This is a genomic window from Ruegeria sp. AN11 (assembly GCF_056536005.1).
The window spans coordinates 2145067-2163104 of sequence record NZ_JBQFJD010000001.1 but is presented as its reverse complement, the minus strand read 5'-3'; the positions used below and the strand labels follow the sequence as shown (position 1 = coordinate 2163104).

Annotated in this window: 14 protein-coding genes; 9 read left to right on the top strand and 5 right to left on the bottom strand. The window is 60.9% G+C overall.

All coding sequences use genetic code 11. The features are described 5' to 3' along the window. The first annotated feature begins 15 nt into the window (after positions 1-15). On the top strand, positions 16-4434 hold the full coding sequence (locus tag ACR3EQ_RS10610) for a serine/threonine-protein kinase (RefSeq protein WP_480490593.1): 4419 nt from the start codon (positions 16-18) through the stop codon (positions 4432-4434). Positions 4435-4511: 77 nt separating this feature from the next. Continuing rightward, complete coding sequence (locus ACR3EQ_RS10605; RefSeq protein WP_480490591.1) at positions 4512-6158, top strand: hypothetical protein; 1647 nt, start codon at positions 4512-4514, stop codon at positions 6156-6158. 52 nt (positions 6159-6210) lie between these two features. Here ACR3EQ_RS10605 and ACR3EQ_RS10600 read toward each other — a convergent pair whose 3' ends face one another. The 5 genes from ACR3EQ_RS10600 to ACR3EQ_RS10580 form a co-directional block, all read right to left on the bottom strand. After that, positions 6211-6594: a carboxymuconolactone decarboxylase family protein gene (locus ACR3EQ_RS10600; RefSeq protein ID WP_170613638.1), complete on the bottom strand. Its 384-nt coding sequence runs from the start codon at positions 6592-6594 to the stop codon at positions 6211-6213. Positions 6595-6622: 28 nt separating this feature from the next. After that, a complete protein-coding gene (locus ACR3EQ_RS10595; protein ID WP_170619176.1) occupies positions 6623-7363 on the bottom strand; it encodes a sulfotransferase-like domain-containing protein in 741 nt (246 codons plus the stop codon). A gap of 52 nt (positions 7364-7415) precedes the next feature. Continuing rightward, positions 7416-8234 (bottom strand): aspartate racemase/maleate isomerase family protein, encoded by an 819-nt coding sequence (locus ACR3EQ_RS10590; RefSeq protein WP_170613634.1) that lies wholly within the window; start codon positions 8232-8234, stop codon positions 7416-7418. Between the two features lie 64 nt (positions 8235-8298). Further along, entirely contained in the window at positions 8299-9387 is a 1089-nt protein-coding gene (locus ACR3EQ_RS10585) for an aromatic ring-hydroxylating oxygenase subunit alpha (RefSeq protein WP_170613632.1), read from the bottom strand. Then, positions 9384-10271, bottom strand: coding sequence for a MurR/RpiR family transcriptional regulator (locus ACR3EQ_RS10580; protein ID WP_170613630.1), 888 nt, complete (start codon positions 10269-10271; stop codon positions 9384-9386). Before ACR3EQ_RS10580 ends, ACR3EQ_RS10585 begins: the two co-directional genes overlap by 4 nt. A 68-nt stretch (positions 10272-10339) precedes the next feature. Here ACR3EQ_RS10580 and ACR3EQ_RS10575 point away from each other — a divergent pair, with 68 nt between their 5' ends. The 7 genes from ACR3EQ_RS10575 to ACR3EQ_RS10545 are packed head-to-tail and all read left to right on the top strand — an operon-like array spanning position 10340 to position 18037. Beyond that, a complete protein-coding gene (locus ACR3EQ_RS10575) occupies positions 10340-12793 on the top strand; it encodes an FAD-dependent oxidoreductase (protein ID WP_480490589.1) in 2454 nt (817 codons plus the stop codon). Next, complete coding sequence (locus tag ACR3EQ_RS10570; RefSeq protein ID WP_480490587.1) at positions 12793-13875, top strand: alcohol dehydrogenase family protein; 1083 nt, start codon at positions 12793-12795, stop codon at positions 13873-13875. Before ACR3EQ_RS10575 ends, ACR3EQ_RS10570 begins: the two co-directional genes overlap by 1 nt. Next, positions 13872-14450: a dimethylsulfonioproprionate lyase family protein gene (locus tag ACR3EQ_RS10565; protein ID WP_480490585.1), complete on the top strand. Its 579-nt coding sequence runs from the start codon at positions 13872-13874 to the stop codon at positions 14448-14450. The genes ACR3EQ_RS10570 and ACR3EQ_RS10565 overlap by 4 nt, the downstream gene beginning before the upstream one ends. Further along, positions 14447-15553 (top strand): mandelate racemase/muconate lactonizing enzyme family protein, encoded by a 1107-nt coding sequence (locus ACR3EQ_RS10560; protein ID WP_480490584.1) that lies wholly within the window; start codon positions 14447-14449, stop codon positions 15551-15553. Before ACR3EQ_RS10565 ends, ACR3EQ_RS10560 begins: the two co-directional genes overlap by 4 nt. Further along, entirely contained in the window at positions 15550-15834 is a 285-nt protein-coding gene (locus ACR3EQ_RS10555) for a cupin domain-containing protein (RefSeq protein WP_170613622.1), read from the top strand. Before ACR3EQ_RS10560 ends, ACR3EQ_RS10555 begins: the two co-directional genes overlap by 4 nt. Next, positions 15831-16937 (top strand): mandelate racemase/muconate lactonizing enzyme family protein, encoded by a 1107-nt coding sequence (locus tag ACR3EQ_RS10550; RefSeq protein WP_480490582.1) that lies wholly within the window; start codon positions 15831-15833, stop codon positions 16935-16937. Before ACR3EQ_RS10555 ends, ACR3EQ_RS10550 begins: the two co-directional genes overlap by 4 nt. Next, complete coding sequence (locus tag ACR3EQ_RS10545; RefSeq protein ID WP_170613618.1) at positions 16934-18037, top strand: enolase C-terminal domain-like protein; 1104 nt, start codon at positions 16934-16936, stop codon at positions 18035-18037. Before ACR3EQ_RS10550 ends, ACR3EQ_RS10545 begins: the two co-directional genes overlap by 4 nt. The last annotated feature ends 1 nt before the right edge of the window (position 18038 follow it).

The following is an 18038-nucleotide window of genomic DNA, read 5'->3' as shown; positions in this document are numbered from 1 at the left end:
GACGCAGACCGCAACATGAGTTTTCCTGCGTTCATTGGCCGATATGCCGTCGAAAGGGAAATAGCCAGCGGAGGTTTTGCGGCAGTTGTCCTGGCGCGGGACGAGGAGCTGGAGGTTCCTGTAACCCTCAAGATCCTCCATTCGAATCTGGCCGCCAATGAAAGCGTCATAGCGCATTTTCTTGAGGAGGCGCGCTTGCTGCGGCGCATCCGGTCACCGCGTGTCGTGTCGGTTCATGACGTAGGGCGGCTGGAAGACGGTCGTCCTTATTTTGTTATGGATTATGCGGACCGTGGGACTCTGGCCGAGCGGCTTAAGCAATTGGACCCCGCCGTGCTGGCAAGGCGCGAGGGTCTGGGCACTCTGATCGATGCACTGGCGGATGGCTTATCGGCGGTTCACGAGGCGAATGTCGTTCATCGTGATGTCAAACCCGCGAATGTTTTGCTGCAAAGGGTCAAACGCAGCAGGGACAACGGCAACTCAGCCTCGTTTGAAGCACTGGTAGAGCCGGACGAACGCGTCTTTTTAGCCGATCTCGGCATCGCCAAGGATCTTGCGATCGATGTGACCGGCGCGACCATGATGGCCGGCACCCCGTTGTATCAGGCCCCGGAACAGGCTGAACATGGGCATCCTGTCACGCCGATGACGGATATCTATTCCGCCAGCGCGTTGATGTGGCATGTCTTGACCGGCAGGCCGCCGCCGCCGTTCCATCGTGTTTCTGAACACATTTCCGGGCTGCCGGACATGTGGCGCGACTGCATTGAACACGGCATGGCGATGGACCCCGAAGCCCGGTTTCAGGAAATGTTATCCTGGCGCAGTGCAATGAACGATGCGCTGGATCGCGACCGGCGCGAGGCCGCATCCGAAGCTGTGACCCAGATTTCGGAAAGCCGGGTGGAATGCCCCTATAAAGGGCTTGCTGCCTTTCAGCCCGAAGATTCAGGTTACTTCTTCGGGCGAGAGGATCTGGTCGAGGACCTCGTCAGTCGGCTTCAAAAAAGTCGCATTCTGGTGTTGGGCGGTTCGTCGGGCAGTGGCAAATCCTCGGTCCTGCGGGCTGGTCTGCTGCCGGCGGTTGCTGCAAATGCGATGCCGGGCAGTGAAAACTGGCGGGTTTGCATCTTTACGCCAGGTCGGGATCCGATGACTGATCTGTATTTTCAGCTGATCGGGGACAATTCGCATCTGACGGCCCAGATTTCCCTGAACGATTTTGTCGCCTATCCCAGCGCCGCGCGCCGTCTGGCAACCGCCAACAAGGGCGAGCTACTGATTTGTATCGACCAGTTTGAAGAACTGTTCACGCTGGTCACGCAAGAGCGCAGAGGCAAGTTCATCGAAGCCCTGTCGGTGATGACCGATCCAGCCGACAGCCGCGTGCGCATCGTGCTGACAATCCGGGCGGACTTCTATGCGTCCTGCGCTGAAATCCCCTGGCTTGCTGATCGCATTTCCGACAACCAGTTGCTGGTCGGCCCCATGACGCGCCCCGAGTTGCGCAGGGCGATCAGCGAACCTGCGCGCGCGGCCGGGTTGCATATGGACAGATCTCTGATCGACGCCATTGTTGATGAGGCCGGGCGAGAGGCCGGTTCGCTGCCACTGGTGGCGCATTCCCTCTATGAAACGTGGAGCAGGCGCAAAGGCGCGGTTATGTCACTGGACGGCTATCGGCAGTCTGGCGGGGTCACGGGCGCGATCAGCCAGACGGCCGAGACGCTTTATTCGAACAGTTTTGACAAGAAACAGCAGGCGGCAACGCAACGGCTGTTTCTGCGTTTGGTCACTCCGGGCGAAGGCACACCCGATACGCGCCGGTTGCTGCCGATAGACGATGTCGAGCGTGACATTGATCCGGACACGACGCGGCGGGTTGTCGAGGCTTTGACGGATGCACGGCTTTTGACGGTGGATGAAAAGTCCGTGCAGATCGCGCATGAAGCGCTGCTTCGAACCTGGCCACGATTGGAGTCGTGGATCGAGGACAGCCGCGACGATCTGCGCATGCGCCAAAGGATTCAGCACGACGCGGCAGAGTGGCAGGCGGAAGACCGAGAACCGGATCTGCTGTATCGCGGAACCCGGTTGCTGGCTTCGCTGGAATGGTCCGAAAGCCATGAAAACGTGCTGGGCGGTCAGGAACGCGATTTTCTGGACGCGGCGCGGGAGGCGCGCGAACGGGCTCTGGCCGTCTCCAACCAGCGCAGGATGCGGCGGCGGCGTATCAACCAGATTGCGGTGGGCGCTCTTGCCTTGCTCGCCGCAGGCGCGACGGCAGCTTCTTTTCTGGCGCTTCGCGCCTCGCAGCTTGCAGAAAGCAATCGTGAGATGGCCGTTGCAGCCACCGCCGAAGCCAACGAGCGGTTTGCCCGCGCGTTGGGTGCGGCCGCGAACGGCTTGTCGCAAACCGATCCGCTGCTTGCCCTTTCCCTAAGCGCCGAGGCCATCGCCCGCGCCAAATCCGCCGGTTCCACGTCCGAGGCGCGGACCGCAATGCTGATGGCGCGGCAGCAACTTGAAAGACCCGGCCTGATCCCGTTGGGCAGCCCGCTGACAGTTGGCGATGCTCAGACCATGGCCTTTGACCCTTCGGGCCTGAGAGTTGCCGTGGGGCTGCGCGACGGGCGTATCGTTCTCCACAGTTCCAGCGCAGACGAGGGTGTTCTGGCGGAACTTGTGGGGCATTCGGGTGGAATCAGAGACCTCGCCTTTTCACCCGACGGAACGTTGCTTGTTTCTGCGGCGACCGATGGGGATGTCCGCCTGTGGAATGTCACCCCATCCCGGACCGGCCCGGTCACGACACTGTTTTCCGGCGATGACGTGGCATTTGGCGTGGCTTTCGATGCAAGCGGCCAACGGGTCGCCTCGGCCACCGGCGACGGCACTGTCCGGCTGTGGGATGTCTTGACGGGGATGCAGATCGGCGCACCGCTGGCAAAAATGCCGCTGGGGTTCAAAAGGGTGGCGTTTTCGCCTGTGTCCGACGGGTTGGTCGCGGGTAATGTGGATGGTGCCATTTTCGGCTGGGTGGACCAGGAAGGTGCCCCGGCGTTTCTGCCCATCCCGGGCGGCCCGCTTGGACCTGATCCGGATCATCTGTCCTTTGACAGCACCGGAAGTTCCTTCGCCGTATCACACACCAACGGCAAGGTTTCGACAATCGGGTTTCCGCAAGGCGCGCCGATCATCGAACGGTTCCCAGATGCGGGACCCATAGTTGCAGCCACTTTCTCGGGTCCTGAAAACGTTTTGATTGGCGCCAGTGCCGATGGAACCCTGCGCATGGAAAGTGCGGCCCTGTCGCCATTGGGTGACGTGGTGCAGGCGCACAGTCAGAGTATCTTGGATATCGGAGTGGCGCGCGAAATGCCGGTGTTGGCGACACTAGGCCGGGATCAGCAGGTTCGTCTGTGGCGGGTCAACCCGGAACCGGGCGATGGCGATATGCTGGCCTTGCCGGACGGGACGAAAGCGCTGGGGGTAGCGTACAGCCCGAATGGCACGTCGATTGCCGTGGGCGACGACAACGGCAAAGTCTGGATCTGGCATGTCGGGTCGGCGATGAAACCCATGTTGCTAAGGGAGCACGGCAATCAGGTCTGGGCCGCGGCGTTTTCAGCTGATGGCCAAATGCTTGTGACAGGTGACAGAGACGGCGACATTCGTGTCTGGGACACTGCGACCATGCAGTCAAAGCAGCGTTTTAATCTGGGCAAGACGCCGGTCTGGTCGGTAGCGGCTGCGGGACCTTCTGCGTTCTTCGCGGCAACTGGGTCCGGACTGTTTCGCTTGGATGTGTCTGAGAGCATCGCCGTCAACCCGGTTGAACCGGGCGAAATCGCCCTGAACCGCGTCGCGGTTTCGCCCGACGAAACCCGCGTTGCTGCCGCGTCACCGGACGGAAAACTCTACATCTGGATAACGGCCAGTAATCAGTTGGAACGGGTTATCGAAGCGGACGATAATACCGTGTGGAGCGTTGCTTTCAGTGCCGACAGCGCGCGGATCGCATCCGCCTCGAGCGACGAGGTGGTCAAGATCTGGGACGTGCAAACCGGCGCTGAACTGGCATCATTTGGTGGCCATAAGGGCGGCGCGACCGATCTTGCCTTTCTGGCGGATGGCGCAACATTGGTCGCCATCGACAGATCCGGTGAGCTTCATTGGTGGGATACGGTTGCCAATTGGCGGCTCATGCCTGTCCAAAGGGTACATAAGGGACCAAGCTGGCGTATCGCTCTGGCGCCCGGCGGCCAGACCTTTGCGACATCGGGTGAAGAGGGAACCGTCCGTATCTGGGACAGGCTGAGCCTGGAGATTGCCTGTGCGCTGGGCGGCCCGACTTTCGACAAGAGGCGCAGGGGACAGTATCTGGGCAGCGCGGAACCATCGACAAGTTGCGATCGACCGGAGCGTTAGCGCGCGTCTGGCGGCTCACTTTCTTCAAAACGCCCGATGTAGTAGTCTGCGCCAATGGGAAGAAGGAGGCCGCTGCAATGGACTACTACGACCTTGGAAACTACTCCCGGCCGGTTTCGACCACGTCAAACGAGGCGCAACTTTGGTTCGACCGGGGCCTGGCCTGGACGTATGCCTACAATCACGAAGAAGCAATCGCGTGTTTTCGTAAAGCCGTGGGCGCTGATCCCGGTTGCGCCATGGCCCATTGGGGCATCGCCTATTGTATCGGCCCCAACTACAACAAACCCTGGGAGGCTTTCGAGGAAGAGGAAAAGCCTGACTGCATCGATGTGGCCGGTGCCTCGGTCAAGACCGCCTTGGCGTTGCTGGATGACGTTACTCCGGCCGAACGTGCCCTGATCGAAGCGTTGTCGGTGCGCTATCCCGAGACGGCAGAGATTGCGGACTTTGCGCCTTGGAATGACGCCTTTGCCAATGCCATGCGCGAGGTCCATGCAAAACACCCAAACGATCCGGATATCTGCGCGATTTTTGCCGAGGCGATCATGAACCGCACACCCTGGCAGCTTTGGGATTTGCCGACAGGACAACCGGCCGAGGGTGCAGACACCGAAGAGGCCATCGCCGTTCTCGACAAGGCATTCGAAACGCTTCCGGGTGCCTGGGCACATGCCGGGCTGTTGCACATGTATATTCACCTTATGGAGATGTCCCCGCACCCCGAGCGGGCATTGCGCCATGGCGATGTGCTGAGCACTTTGGTGCCTGATGCGGGCCATCTGCTGCATATGCCGACCCACGTGGACGTGCTTTGCGGGGATTACATGAATGTGGTGCTGCGCAACGAAGCGGCAATTGTGGCGGACCGGAAGTTTCTGAAACGCGAAGGAGCGGACAATTTCTATTCGGTCTACCGGTGTCACAACTACCATTTTAAAATCTACGGCGCGATGTTTCTGGGTCAGCCCTCTGCCGCGCTGGAAGCGGCCGATGAACTGATCGCGACCCTGCCGTCAGAAACGCTGCGCCCGATGGCAGACTGGTTCGAGGGTTTCATCCCGATGAAACAGCACGTGTTGATCCGGTTCGGGCGATGGCAGGATATTCTGGATCAGTCTTTGCCCGACGATGAAGAGCTGTACAGCGTCACGCGCGCTATGATGCGGTACGCGCGAACGGTGGCGCTGGCCAATACTCAGCGTCTGGACGAAGCAGAGACCGAACGCGATCTGTTCTATCAGGCGCTGCATCGGGTGCCGGACAGCCGGATGCTGTTCAACAACACCTGCCGCGATATCCTGAAGGTGGCCGAACAGATGATGCTGGGCGAGTTGGCCTATCATCAGGGTCAGTTTGAAACGGCCTTTGAACACCTGCGCAAATCGGTCGGGATCGACGATAACCTGCCATACGACGAGCCGTGGGGCTGGATGCAGCCGACCCGCCATGCGCTGGGCGCGCTGTTACTTGAACAGGGGCAGGTCGAAGAAGCCGAGGCGGTTTATCGTGCCGATTTGGGGCTTGATGCAACGCTCAGCCGGGCCTGTCAGCATCCGGGCAATGTCTGGAGCCTGCATGGTTTGCATGAATGTTTGACGCGGCGTGGTGAAACGGTGGAGGCAGCGCATATCAAGCTGCAACTCGACAAGGCGGTTGCGCGTGCGGACGTTCCGATCCGCGCGTCCTGCTACTGTCGTCAGAAAAACCTGGCCGCAGCGTAAATGCCCCAGTGTCGAAGGCGCGGGGCAAACCGGCCCCACACCGTTGACGGCCTTAGCCTTGTTCAATGACTTTGCGGGCCACCCGGAAACACTCCAGCGCCTGCGGTACGCCGCAATAGATGCCGATCACGTGAATGATTGCCCGGATTTCTTCGGTGGTGACTCCGTTGTTGATGGCGCCCCGGCAGTGGATTTCCCATTCATGCATCTTGCCGAGCGCGCCGATCATTGACAGGTTCATCATCGAACGCGTCTTTGCGTCGATGACGTCATCGCCCCAACCAAACCCCCAGCACCACGCGGTCATGGCTTCCTGAAAAGGGCGGGTGAAATCGTCGGCGGCTGCCAGATTTTTCTCGACATATTCAGCGCCCAGCGTTGCTTTTCGCTGTTCCAATCCTATCAGAAAAAGGTCTTCGTCAAAGATGTTCGCCATTCGGAACCTCCGGTTGGTTTGGGTGAATTCAGGGCTTCAAGCGATGCCTGTACAGGTGATCATAATGCGGCTTCATCCGGCGATGAACCTGCCGGACCCTTTCGGGTGCATCTTCGATCGAGATGTGCTTGCGTGGCTGTGGCGCAAGGCCGGTGGAGTTGGCCAGATTGGCGTGAAACGATCCGCCATCCCACCAGCTGTGGGCAGACGGATCGCCGCCAGCTTCCCAGGTCAGAGCGTCTTCAATGAATGGTATGCCTATGGAATCGCAAAACTTTTGCGTCATGCTATGCGGATCTTCCAGCAAGTCGTCGCTGTCGATCACGGGCGGCGGGGTGCCGTTCAGCGCTGTCAGCAGATCAAAAAGGGCGCGTTGTTCGGGGAAGCCGACTTCGCCTTCGGCAAAGTCTGGCCATTGCCGGTACATGGAAGTGATCGTTTTGGCAGGATCGCGGATCAGGAAAGCGTGAGTGAAATGAGACAGCAGCTCAGCATCCCACATGTGGTTGATATAATGCGGAAAATCCTTGAGGAACACCGGCCCCTTGCGCGCGCGCGTCTGGATGACTTCCCAGACACTTTCAAGGGTCAGGCCCGGCGTGGTCTTTTCGCCCGGCCGAAAGCGATGCCAAAGCGGTTCTTCGCCCTGATACCACGCTTCACCGAAGGGTTCGTGCAGGCAATCAAGATCGCCGCGCTGGCGCATCATCCACTCGAAGGCCGTCGAGGTTGACCGGGGTACAGCCCAGAGCGCGAAGATTTGGTGCATTTGAACGACCTTTCGACTGCCATTCTTGTCTTTGTACAAGGCAAAGTCCCGGCTACAGACGCCGCAGAAGCTGCCCGTGAGGTGTTTGGGGTGCGATGCCAAGCGATTTGAAGATGCGCCAGTACAGCGCGATGTCGTGGCCGATCACGGGCTTGCCGATTGCGGCCTCGAGATCATCGGCCAGATGCAAGGGACGTTGCGGAAGACCGCCCGGACCGGTTCGGAAATTGCACATGCCGTTGATCAGGATCGCGTCGGCCTTCGGGGCTTTGTCGGCAACATATTCGAAACTGCGGCGGGCCAGATCGCCGTCGAACACCCAGCGATGGCTGTTGACCTCTTCCTGGCTGGAAAACCAACCCTGATCGTGAAAATTGCCGGCCCAGACCACGTCAAACCCGGCCTCGCGCAGGAAGCCGACAGTGCCCTGCCACCATTCGGGCCAGTGATAGGCCGCGTTAAGGGCGACCTTCTCGATGTTCATGTCCCGAAGCGCTTCGACCATGGCATAGCCTGCCATGTGAAACTCCGTGCCGTGTTTGTCGGACAAATCAGCACAGTGCTGCCGCACCCCGTCGGCGCCCAGCCCGCAGGCATGGACCCAGTTCGACCCGACCTGACCGCAGACATCCACGCCATTGCGTGACATGCAATGCACGAAATCTTCGAGCATGCCGAAGTTCTTTTTCCGCTGATCCAGCCCGTGGACGTAATCCGGGACATGCAGCATCCAGCCATGAACGCCGACGGTTTCGGGGCACATGCGCAGGAAGTCCGATGGCGCGGCATCGAAATCGAACGGCGGAGAGGTGAAGCCGACCTGATAAGGAAAAAGCTTGTGTTCAGGCCGCCATTCTCCGGGCATCAGCATAATCGGCCTTTCCTTTCGAAGACTGAGAAAATTTGACGCCTTCCCTGGGACAGAGGCACCGGCGTCATTCGACGGCCTCGCGCATCCATTGTTGCAATTTGGCGATCGAATGTTCCGACATCACGCCGCAACCCGGGTCCAGCACCAGCGGGCCGGGACGATAGCCGCGCGACTTGAGCCCGCGGTGCACGGATTCGACAAGGCGGATGTCTTCCTCGACCGTAGTTTCCCGGTCCTGTACGGCCAGTTGTCGGATCACTGCGCTTTCCGAACCGCCCTCGGTATACCAGCCCCGCCAGACGGTGCAGTGATCGGCATCGTTGGCGCGCCAGTGATAGGTGTTCAGCACGTTGCCCGGGTAGCACTGGAACGAGAACATCGGCCACAGAAACCATGACTGGTAATCGCCCGCATGCGGTACTGACAGGTCAATAGGGTAGGTCATCTTTTCCAGGCTCTGACATTCGGTCGTGTGACGCAGCACATAGCCGTCGCTTGCGTCGGGCTGGATGTCATAGGTCTCGGGCTTGACCACGCCTTCCGCAAAGGTCGGGTGATTGGTCGGGCAGTGATAGCATTCCGAGTAGTTTTCGATGCTGACCTTCCAGTTGCAGTTTTCCGGAATTTCCACCCATTCCAGCGGTTCCAGATTGTCGATGTTCGGAACAAAGGCGCGGATTTCTTCGCGCACACCGGGATACCATTCATCCATAGGCGCGGCGTCATCATCGAGGTTGACGAAGATGAAACCGTTAAACACCTCGGTCCGGACAGAGGTCAGGCAGATGGCGCTGCGGTCAAAGCCGGGGACGGATTTGATGTTGGGGCCCGCGCGCAACTGGCCGGACAGCTCATAGGTCCAGGCGTGATAGGGGCAGACAACGACGCGGGTGTTGCCCGCTCCGGTGACCATCTCGTGCGCACGATGCTGGCAGACGTTGTAAAAGGTGCGGATTTCGCCATCGCGGCCGCGGATGCAGAACAGGTTTTGCCCGGCGATCTCGAAGGCGAAGTAATCCCCGGTCTCGCGGACCTGCGCGATGTGGCCCGCGAACTGCCACGTTCGGGCCAGCAGACCCTGCAACTCCTGCCCGAATATGGCGGGATCGGTATAGTATCGGGCGTCAAGGGAATGGGTCAGGGGGGCGTTCATTCGGGCTCCTCCGCGTAGAGGCCAAGTTGGTGTCTGCGTTGGTGAAACCGTTCCACCCGTTCAACGATCTCATCGCTGGACACCGCGATCACGAAGGACAGCAGCGTTTCCAGAAGCGCGATGGTTGAAACGGAGGACGGGAAGAACTGCGGTGTGTCGGCGGCGACGACAAAACCGTGATGTGCGTTCAGGATCACCGGGCTGGCCGGGCTGTCCGAGATGCCAACGACGGTCAGGCCTTGCTGGCGGGCCAGCTTGATCGCTTCGATCACCTCGGTCCGGTAGGGGCGGCAGGTGATCGCGATCAAAACGTCCTGTTCATCGGCCCAGGCCAGATCATCCACCGGGGTCGAGCCGGGTCGCGGGATGGCGTGGAACTGTTTCATCCCTGTCGAGGCCAGATAGGTGAAATTGCGCGCGTTCGAGTTGTTGACGCCGACGCCCAGCGTGAAGATCTGGCGGCTGTTCCAGATGTCTTCTGCGGCAGCTTTCAGCTTTGTGGCGTCGATACCGGCAAAGGTTTCTTCGATGTTGCGAATCGCGGCGCCGACCATATCGGCGTAAAGCCCGCCCAGTTCGCCCGACTTGCCAATGTCCTGCAACCAGCGGGCACGGTCGGGAAACGACACGCTGCCCTTGCGAATCGCTTCGCGGAAGGGCGCGCGGAAATCCTCGTACCCATCGAAGCCGACCTGACGCGCCATGCGGACAAAGGTGTTGGGCTTCACTTTTGCCGCTTCGGCAATCTCGCGCACGGTCGAGACTCCAACGTCGCTTGGGTTTTCCAGCACATAACGCGCGGCTTTCTGCGCCTCAGGGGTGAGGGCGTCCCACTCCTGACTCAGGCGGTTCAGAACGATTGATGATACATTTGTGTCATTCATGATTGACGATGGTACATTTGTGGAATTAGCCTGTCGAGCAGAAACGCGACTCGGGAAGAGGAAAAATCATGTCCGGGAACGAATTGCCGTCACAGGCCCGTGTGGTCATCGTCGGAGGCGGTGTTATGGGGGTCGGTCTGGCCTATCATCTGGCGCATGAAGGGTGGGGCGGTGATACCGTCCTGCTGGAGAAGGCTGAACTGACCAGCGGCAGCACCTGGCATGCGGCGGGCCAGATCACGCATTCGACCTCGAGCTTTGGGCTGGGCAAATGCGTGGACTACAACATCGGCCTGTATTCCGGCCAGCTGGAGGCTGAGACCGGCCAACCCGTCACATGGCATGGCTGCGGCTCGTTCCGGCTGGCCTATACCGAGGACGAGATGGACTGGCTGCGGCATACGCTGTCGGTGGGCCGGTCGCTGGGGTTCAACATCGAGCTGGTCGGCCCCGAGAAGGTCGCCGAGCTGCATCCGTTCTATAATCTCGAGGGCGTTCTGGGTGCGCTCTATACGCCAGATGACGGGCATGTGGATCCGACCAATGTAACAATGGCGATGGCGACCGGCGCGCGTCAGAAAGGCGTGCGAATCTTCCGCAATTGCCGCGCCACCAACATCACGCAGGCCGAAAATGGCCAGTGGGTGGTCGAGACCGAGTTGGGCACCATCACCTGCGAGCATGTGGTGAACGCGGGCGGCACCTATGCCCGGCAGATGGGTGAATGGTCCGGTTTGCAACTGCCGATGACTTCGATGACCCACCATTACTTCGTGACCGAGCCGGTGCCGGAGTTCCAGAACCTGGATAAGGAGCTGCCGGTGATCCGCGATGACCGCAAAGTCTCAGGCTATATCCGGATGGAGCAGCAGCGCGGGCTGATCGGGATTTATGAGAAGGAAAACCCGAACTCGGTCTGGCACGATCATTGCCCGTGGGAATACGAGAACTGGCTGTTCGACGCGGATTACGACCGGGTGATGCCGTGGCTAGAGGAAAGCCTGAACCGGATGCCGATCTTTGCCGAGCTGGGCATTCAGCGCGATGTGCATGGGGCAATCTCACACCCTCCGGATGGCAACCCTCTGATCGGGCCCGCGCCCGGTGTTCAGAACTACTGGTGTTGCTGCGGGACCCAGATCGGGATCGGCTGGGGGCCGGGGCTGACCCGCGAACTGGCGCGCTGGATGGTGCATGGCGCTGCTGATATTTCGATGCGCGAGTATGACCCGCGCCGGTTTGGCAGCTATGCGACCAAGGACTGGCAGGTGATCAAGGCCGAGGAAGACTACTGTCTGCGCCACGAAATCCCCTTCCCGCATTTCAACCGTCTGGCGGGGCGCCCGATCAAGCCGTCCCCTCTGTATGAGTTGCTGAAATCCAAAGGCGCGGTGCACGAGGAGGTCTATGGTTTCGAACGCCCCCGCTGGTTCGCGCGGGACGGCGTGGAGCAGCGCGATCACTATTCCTTCCGCCGTACACCTGCCGATGACATGGTCGCGGCTGAAGTCAAAGCGGTGCGCGAACGCGTGGGTATCATGGATGTCACCGCCTTTACCAAGGTCGAGGTCTCGGGGCCGGATGCCTATGCCCTGCTGGACCGGCTGACCGCCAACCGGATGCCGCAGAAGGTCGGCTCGATCACGCTGACCCACATGCTGAACCGGCGTGGGCGGATCGAGTTGGAGACGACAATTGTCCGCACGGCCGAGGATCGGTTCTATCTGGTCTGTGCGGCGTTCTTCGAACAGCGCCTGCTGGATCATCTGGCGCAACAGCGCGCAGGTGAGGATGTTCAGATCACCGCATTGTCCGCAGACTGGTCGGCCCTGTCGCTGAACGGTCCCCGCTCGCGGGACGTGTTGGCGCGTTGCACCGACGCCGATCTGACCAATGCCGGGTTCCGCTGGCTTTCAGCGCAGGAGATCGCCATCGCGGGCCACAAGGTCTGGGCCTTCCGCATGTCCTATGCCGGAGAGCTGGGCTGGGAACTGCACATGCCCAACGCGGCCTGCCTGGATGTCTACAACGCGTTGTGGGTGGCAGGCGAGGCCCATGGCATCACCGATTATGGCAGCTTTGCCATGAACGTGATGCGGATGGAGAAGGCCTTCAAGGGCGCGGGTGAACTGACCAACGAGGTCACGTTGGCCGAGGCAGGCGTGCTGCGCTTTGCCCGGACGGACAAGGACTACCTGGGTAAGGACAAGACCCTGAACACTGACCTGCCCTGGGTGTGTGCATATCTCGAAATCGAGCCGGATGGTGTTGCGGATGGCCATGGTGGAGAAGCCGTGATGCTGGACGGGCGTGTCGTGGGGTCGACCGCTTCGGTGGTCTATGGTCACACAGTCGGCAAGATCCTGGCCTTTGCCTATGTCAAACCCGACGCGGCCGTGCCCGGAACCGCAGTAGAGGTCGTGATCCACGGCAAGCCCCGCGCGGGCCGTATTCTTGGTCAGCCGGCCTATGACCCCGAAAGCCTGTTGCCCCGCACAGACGCAATAATGGAGACCGCGTGATGAGCCTGCCCGATACGATGAAAGCCATGGTCACGATGGGTCACGGCGGGCTGGAGCAGATGGTGCTGCACACGGACTGGCCGCGCCCCAATCCCGCCGCCGGAGAAGTTCTGATCAAGGTCGCCGCCTGCGGTCTGAACAACACTGACGTGAACACGCGATCCGGCTGGTATTCCAAGACCGTGACTGATGCGACAACCGGCGGCGCCTTCGAAGAGGTTGGCGAAGAGGATCCCACATGGGGTGGCAATCCCATCACTTTCCCCCGTATTCAGGGCGCGGATATCTGCGGACACATCGTGGCCGTGGGCGAAGGTGTCGACCCCAGGCTGATCGGCGAACGCGTCATTACCGATGGATGGCTGCGCGACCCGGCGGACCCGGGCAATATGGACAAGACCGGGTATTTCGGATCCGAGCGGGATGGCGGTTTTGCGGAATATGCCACGACACTGGCCGTGAACGCGGTGCCGATCACTTCGGATCTTTCGGATGCAGAACTGGCAACGTTTTCATGCTCTTACTCGACGGCCGAAGGGATGCTGACCCGGGCCAACGTGACCGACAGGGACACGGTGCTGGTGCCGGGCGCGTCCGGCGGTGTTGGGGGCGCTCTGGTTCAGTTGGCCAAGCGCCGCGGTGCGCGCGTGATCGCGCTGGCGACCGAGGCGAAGCATGCCGATGTGGCGGAACTTGGCCCTAACGTGATCCTGCCCCGCGGACCGGAAAACCTGCGGGCAGCGCTGGGCGACGAGAAGATCACCGTGGTTGCCGATGTGGTGGGTGGCCCCTACTGGCCGACCCTGATCGACATTCTGGAACGAGGTGGTCGGTATACCTGTTCCGGCGCTATTGCGGGCCCGATAGTCGAGTTTGACCTGCGGACTTTCTATCTGCGCGACCTGACCTTTACCGGCTCGACCGTGATCGACCCGCAGGTGATGCGGAACCTCGTGAAGTATATCGAAGCCGGAGAGATCAGGCCCGCGCTGGCCGCGACCTTTCCGCTGGAAAAGTTACGCGAGGCGCAGGCCGCCTTCATCGCCAAACAACACACCGGCAATATTGTGGTGATCCCATGACGCTTGATGACGTACTGGAAGCGGCCCGGTTGGTGCATCAGGCGCATCCTGATCTTGCCGCTTTCGGGGCCTGGCCCGATGATCTGACCCCCACAGGTCTGCAGCCTGCGCCGATACCGGCGACCGATCTGGTGCGTGACTTTGCCGAGGACGGCGGGGAGCCGACCCGCGATCTGGTCGCGGCGATCAAGGCGACGGCGCATCTGGCGCAGTGGAAGCTGACCTATACCGAAGAGGAGGTCGGCGCGGATTTCCTGAACCGCTTTGGGTACTACGAACTCTTTGGTCCGACAGGGCATTTCCACTCGACTCAGCTGCGGGGCTACGTCGCGTATTGGGGTGCCGGCCTGAACTATGATTGGCATAGCCATCAGGCTGAGGAGCTGTATCTGACCCTGGCGGGCGGGGCGGTGTTCCGGGTCGACGGAAACGAGGCCTTCGTCGGCTCTAACGAAACGCGGCATCACGAAAGCTGGCAAAGCCACGCCATGACCACGACAGAACAGCCGATCCTGACCTTTGTCCTGTGGCGCGGCGACGGGATGGGCGATCTGCCCAGAATGGACGCTGCATGAAGATCAACCGTATCCGCGTCTTCCAGACCGGGCTGCCCTATGTAGGTGGCACGTATGTCTGGGGTGCGGGCAACGCGATTGAAACCGCTATTGCGTCGGTGGTCGTGATCGACACCGATGCCGGATTGCAGGGCTGTGGGGAGTTCACGCCCTGTGGCGAGAACTACATGGTGGCGCATTCCGAAGGTGTTCCTGCACTCGCACGTCTGGTGGCACCAAAGCTGCTGGGGGAAGACCCGCGTCAGGTCGGGCGGATCGAACGGCTTCTGGATCATCTGGTGCAGGGGCACGGCTATGCCAAGGCCCCGTTCGATGCCGCATGCTGGGATATTCTGGGGCAGGCCTGTGATCAACCGGTGTGGATGCTGCTGGGCGGTAAGCTAACCGACGGTGCGCCGATGTACCGGGTGGCCCCACAAAAGGCGGTGGACGAGACCGTGGCCGAGATGGCTCGCTACCGGGATCAGGGCTATCGCCAGTTTCAGGTCAAAGTCGGGGGCGATTGGGCCAGCGACATCGACCGCATACGCAGTACAGTGCCTTTGCTGAAACCGGGCGAAAAGGCCATGGCCGATGCCAACCAAGGCTGGCGCGTGGACAATGCGATCCGGGTGGCGCGTGCCACGCGTGATCTGGATTTCATTCTGGAACAGCCCTGCCGCACCTATGAAGAATGCCAGCAGGTGCGCCGTGTCGCCGAACAGCCGATGAAGCTGGACGAATGTCTGACCGGCATCCACATGGCGCAGCGGATCGTGGCGGATCGCGGGGCCGAGATCTGCTGTCTGAAGATCTCGAACCTCGGGGGGCTCAGCAAGGCGCGGCGCGTGCGGGATTATCTGGTCGATAACCGAATTCCGGTGGTCAGTGAGGAGACCTGGGGTGGCGAGATCACATCCTCGGTCCTGGCGCATTTCGCGGCCTCGACCCCGGCAGAGTATCTGCAGAACACCACCGATCTGATGAATTACAACACCAGGTCGACCGGAATCGGCGGTCCGGCGTCGCGGGATGGCAAGCTTTACGCCTCTGATACGCCAGGACTGGGCGTAACCCCTGATTTCGAAAGCCTCGGCGCGCCGATAGAGGAGTTCCGCCTATGAGACCACAAGCAACGGCTACTCAAATGATTGACGACGCCCGTGTTCGGGTGACGCGATTTGACTTTGCGCCCGGTGGGGAAACCGGATGGCATCGGCACGAGATGGATTATGTCATCACCGCCATCTCCGATTGCCACATGCGGCTGGAATTGCCCGATGGCTCGGTCAATGACGTGACGGTCCCGGCCGGATCCGCGTATCGGCGCGATGAAGGGGTCGAGCATAACGTTATCAATATCGGGGACAGCCCCATGTCCTTTGTCGAAGTGGAACTGAAATGAAGATCACCCGGATATCGGTCTATCACGTCGATCTGCCGTTGGAGCATCCCTATTGGTTGTCCGGCGGGCGGCTCAAGTTCGAGGTGCTGGATGCAACGCTGGTCAAAGTCGAAACGGATGAGGGCCTGACCGGCTGGGGCGAGGGCACGCCCTGGGGCCACACGTACGTGCCCGCGCACGGGCCGGGTATCCGCGCGGGAATCGAGACGATGGCGCCCTTCGTTCTGGGCCTGGATCCGCGCAAAGTGTTGGATGTGGAACGTGCCATGGATCTTGCCTTACCCGGACATCTCTATGCAAAAAGCCCGATCGACATGGCCTGCTGGGACATCGCCGGTCAGGCGGCGGGCCTGCCCATTGCCGACCTTATGGGCGGCGGATCACGAACACCGCGTCCGATTGCTTCGTCCGTGGGTGCGAAGACCGTGGAGGAAACCCGCGCGGTGATCGAGTGCTATCGCAGCCGGGGCTACATCGCCCATTCGGTGAAAATTGGTGGAGATGTCGAACGCGACATTGCCCGTGTTCGCGATGTCGAAAGCATCCGGCGACCGGGTGAGATCATCCTTTATGACGTCAACCGGGGTTGGACCCGGCAACAGGCGCTGCGGGTGATGAGTGCCTGCGAGGACCTGAACGTCACGTTCGAACAACCCGGCGAGACGCTGGATGATATCGCCGCTATCTCGGGCCGTCATGCCTCGCCCGTGTCAGTCGACGAAAGCCTCGTCACCCTGCAGGACGCCGCCCGCATTGCCCGCGATGGCCTGGCCGAGGTGTTCGGGATCAAGCTGAACCGTGTCGGCGGCCTGACCAAGGCGGCGCGGATTCGTGATATCGCGCTGGCCCATGGTATCGACATGTTCGTGATGGCCACGGGCGGGTCGGTTCTGGCGGACACCGAAGCGCTGCATCTGGCCGCGACCATCCCGGATGACAACTGCCACGCGGTCTGGGCCTGTCAGGATATGATCACCCTCGACATCGCTGGCGGGCGCGGTCCGCGTAACATTGATGGCTACCTGCATCTGCCCGAAACGCCCGGCCTTGGTGTTTCGCCGGACGAGGATGCGCTAGGCGATCCGGTCGGAGCCTACCAATGAGGATCACCAAGATAACGCTCTGGTCTGTCGACCTGACAAGTCACGAAACCTATCACATGGCCGAGGGCAAGACCTGCGCGACAGTCAAAAGTCATATCCTGTGTCTGGAAACGGATACCGGCTTGAAAGGCTGGGGCGAGGTCTGCCCGATCCCGCATTACCTTCCCGCCTATGCCGATGGGGTTCCCGCAGCTGTGGCCGAGATGGGGTCGGAAATTCTTGGCATGTCTCCTTTCGGTGTCGATGCGCCCATGCGCAAGCTGGATGGGTTTCTGCAGGGGCATCTCTATGCCAAATCCATCGTGGATCTGGCGCTGTGGGACCTGTTTGGCAAGGCCTCGGGTCAGCCGGTCTATGCGCTGCTGGGCGGGCGGACACAGGCGGATATGCCGCTGTACCACTCGATTACCTGCATCGCGCCAGATGACATGGCGCGGATCGCCAAGACCGCATACCAGACCGGCATTCGCCAGTTTCAGGTCAAGCTGGGCGTCGAAGGCGACTGGCAGGCTGACGCCGAGCGGCTGATCAAGGTGCGCGAGGCCGTGGGGTCGGGACCGCTGGTTTATGGCGACTGGAATTGCGGGGCATCGCGGCTGCAGGCGACGCGCACGGGCCGGGCGGTGGCGCATCTGGATGTGATGCTGGAACAGCCCTGCAAAACGCTAGAGGACTGCGCGGCGGTGCGCCAGGCCACCGGCCTGCCGATGAAGATCGACGAAAACGCTCATGATCTGGCCTCGCTGTTGCAGGCGCATGCGCTGGGCTGCATGGATGCCGTCGCTTTGAAAATCTCGAAATTCGGCGGGCTGTCGGCCATGCGCCGGGCGCGGGATCTGACCGTGCATCTGGGGGCCGAGATTTGCGCCGAATGCACCTGGGGGTCGGATATCGTGACGGCGGCAGCGCTGCATTTCGCGGCGTCGACACCGGCTGCGTCGCTGATGAATACCTGCGACCTGTCTTCCTATGTCTCCCCGCGCGTCTGCCCGGACGCACCAAACCGTGAAAATGGCCGGATTGCCCCGCCTGAGGGTCCGGGGTTAGGTGTTACACCGGACCCGGAGGTTCTTGGCTCCCCAATATTGGAGATCGTTTGAG